The organism is Stieleria sedimenti (assembly GCF_025060895.1).
In the GTDB taxonomy this organism is placed as follows: domain Bacteria; phylum Planctomycetota; class Planctomycetia; order Pirellulales; family Pirellulaceae; genus Stieleria; species Stieleria sedimenti.
This window is the reverse complement of the sequence record NZ_JANZKV010000399.1, coordinates 1-2,591: the sequence shown is the minus strand read 5'-3', so window position 1 is coordinate 2,591 and position 2,591 is coordinate 1. Positions and strand designations below refer to the sequence as shown.

Below are 2,591 nucleotides of genomic sequence, written 5' to 3'. Positions count from 1 at the left end.
GGGCAAAACGATGGGGGCAGAATGATGGGGGCAGAATGAAGGGGGCAGAATGATGGGGGCAGAATGATGGGGGCAGAATGATGGGAGGCCATCCGGGGGGACACTTTGTCATCCGTGGGTTTACCTTTTCGATGGCAATCGGCACGCCATACGTCCGGCCAGACTGTTCACTGGTGGCCCTTGGCAACGGAGAAGACGACACGCTGCAAGTGACGTCGTTGACTCAGTAACCTTCGAAATGGTCCATCAGCTCGAATCCGGCTAGCGCTTCCCCCTTCACCAATCGCTCAGCAAGTTCTTGCTCGTCTGCGTTGTAGGTGTAACGTTCAGCTTCAATCATCTTCGCGTGCAGATCCATTGATCGTTTGGAAACTTTCTGCCAATCGATGAGGAACTGTTTGAGTTCGGCGGTGATCGGGCGCTCAATGCTCAGGTAGTCTTTGAGCATTTCGTGCGTGGCAACGCTATTGGCGTGCAAATACCGAATTCTTCGCTCGTCACCGTCGTAGAGATCCAAATCGGGAAACGGTTTTCCGACAACGCGCCCATATTCCACAAGAAGCAACTCCAAATGTGGGCGTGCCGGATCCGAACATCCAACAAGACTCGCGGAGAACAGGGCAACAAAGAATGCAAAACGGCGCATCGTTTCGGTCGTGATGAGAATGAATTGCGATCGATTCGCGCAAGCGGACAAACGGGGATACATGAGAGAGTGCTAGTAGCCCAGCGCGACGCCGTCTTTGCGTGCTTCGGTGGCACCGTGCAGGACGTTGTGTTCCCAGTCGATGAGGATGCCTTGGTAACCGCCATAGCTGGACCGTTCGCGGGAAACGGTGTGACCCTTCGCTTCCAACTCGGCAACCGCCTCGTCGGTGATTCCTGATTCGACATGCAGCACCCCGGCTCCTTCGGCTGGCGTTCCCGTCGGGCGGGCACTTCCAACGTGTCGCACGCGGGCTGCGTCACCGGCGGCTTGAACGTTTAACCCGAAGTCGATCAGGTTGACGAGGACTTGGACGTGCCCCTGCGGTTGCATGTCACCGCCCATCACGCCGAAACAGAAAAACGGTCGATCGTCTCGCGTCACCATGGCGGGAATGATCGTGTGAAAGGGACGCTTGCCGGGTTCGAGTCGATTCAAATGGTCCTCGTCGAGTGAGAACAGAGCGCCGCGATTTTGCATCGCAAATCCCAGATCACCGACAGTCATCTGGCTGCCGAATCCGTAATAGATGCTTTGGATCAAGGAACAGCAATTCCGGTCCTTGTCGACAACCGTCAGATAGACCGTATCGCCGGAGATCAATTTCGGATCGCCGGCGGGAACATCCGTGAGCGCTCGGGTGGGATCGATTCGAGCCGCCTGCCGACGGCCGTATTGCTTGGAGATCAGTTGATCGACGGGGACATCGGCAAAGTCCATGTCCGCATAAAATTTGGCTCGATCCGCGAAGGCGAGTTTTTTAGCTTCCGTCAACCAGTGCAGGTATTCGGGGTGTCCAGGAGAATACTTTGGAAGGTCGACGGTTTCCAGAACGTTCAGCATTTGCAACGCCGCAATGCCTTGACCGTTGGGCGGAAGTTCCCAAACACGATAGCCCCGGTAGTCGGTCGAAACCGGATCGACCCACTGAACGCCGTGGTCACGCAAATCGGCCTTGTCAAGAAAGCCGTCGTTGCGTTCACTGAACGCGGCAATCTTATCGGCGACTTCACCACGGTAAAACGCTTTGCCGTGGGTGTCGGCAAGTTTCTGGTACGTTGCTGCTAAATTCGGATTGCGGAAGATCTCGCCGACCTTCGGGGCACGCCCTCCATCGACCAAATAGGTCGCGGCACTGTCGGGATACTGGAGCAGGGATTCGACTGAATTTGCCCAACCGCCGGCGATGATTTCCGTGACCGGAAAACCCTCTCGAGCCGTCTTGATGCTTGGCGCGAGCAAACGTGAAAGGTCACGCGTCCCGAACCGTGTTCGCAAAGCTTGCCAGCCGCTGACGCAGCCCGGCACGCTCCACGACAACGGACCTTCGATGGGGATTTCGTCCAGCCCGCGATCGACGAAGACCTGCCGGCTGATCCGCTTGGGACTGCGACCGCTGGCGTTGAGTCCGTAGAGTTTTTGGGTTTTTGCATCCCAGACGATCGCGAACAGGTCGCCGCCGATACCGCAGCTCATCGGTTCTACCACGCCCAGCATCGCGTTGGCCGCGATCGCCGCGTCGACGGCGTTTCCGCCTTCACGCAAAACATCCAGCCCGGCCTGGCTCGCCAACGGATGACTGGTCGCCACCATGCCGTGCTTCGCAACCGTTTCGCTGCGGCTTTGGTGCGCCCAACCATGCGGGCGATCGTAACCGCCGATCTCGGAGTTCGTGTTCGAGTCACCCGGCGTTTCCGCACCGGCCACCAGGGCATAGAACGCGACCGTCCAGACAGTGATCAAAAATCGAATGCAAAAGAATTTGGGACGCATCGTGCAGGCTCGACAAAGGAGTTTGGTTTCGATGGGGGTATCATAGCCGGTTGTCGGAGTGCGATGCGGATGGACGTGCTGGAGTGCAAGATGGGGGGCAGAACGATGGGGG

General features: G+C 57.6%; 2 protein-coding genes. Both read right to left on the bottom strand.

Annotation, left to right across the window (positions count from 1 at the left end; translation table 11 throughout):
• Positions 1 to 223: 223 nt before the first annotated feature.
• On the bottom strand, positions 224 to 646 hold the full coding sequence (locus NZK35_RS34240; protein WP_259637024.1) for a hypothetical protein: 423 nt from the start codon (positions 644 to 646) through the stop codon (positions 224 to 226).
• Between the two features lie 72 nt (positions 647 to 718).
• Positions 719 to 2,591: gamma-glutamyltransferase (gene ggt, locus NZK35_RS34235; RefSeq protein ID WP_259637023.1), on the bottom strand; the 1,873-nt coding region annotated here is incomplete at its 5' end.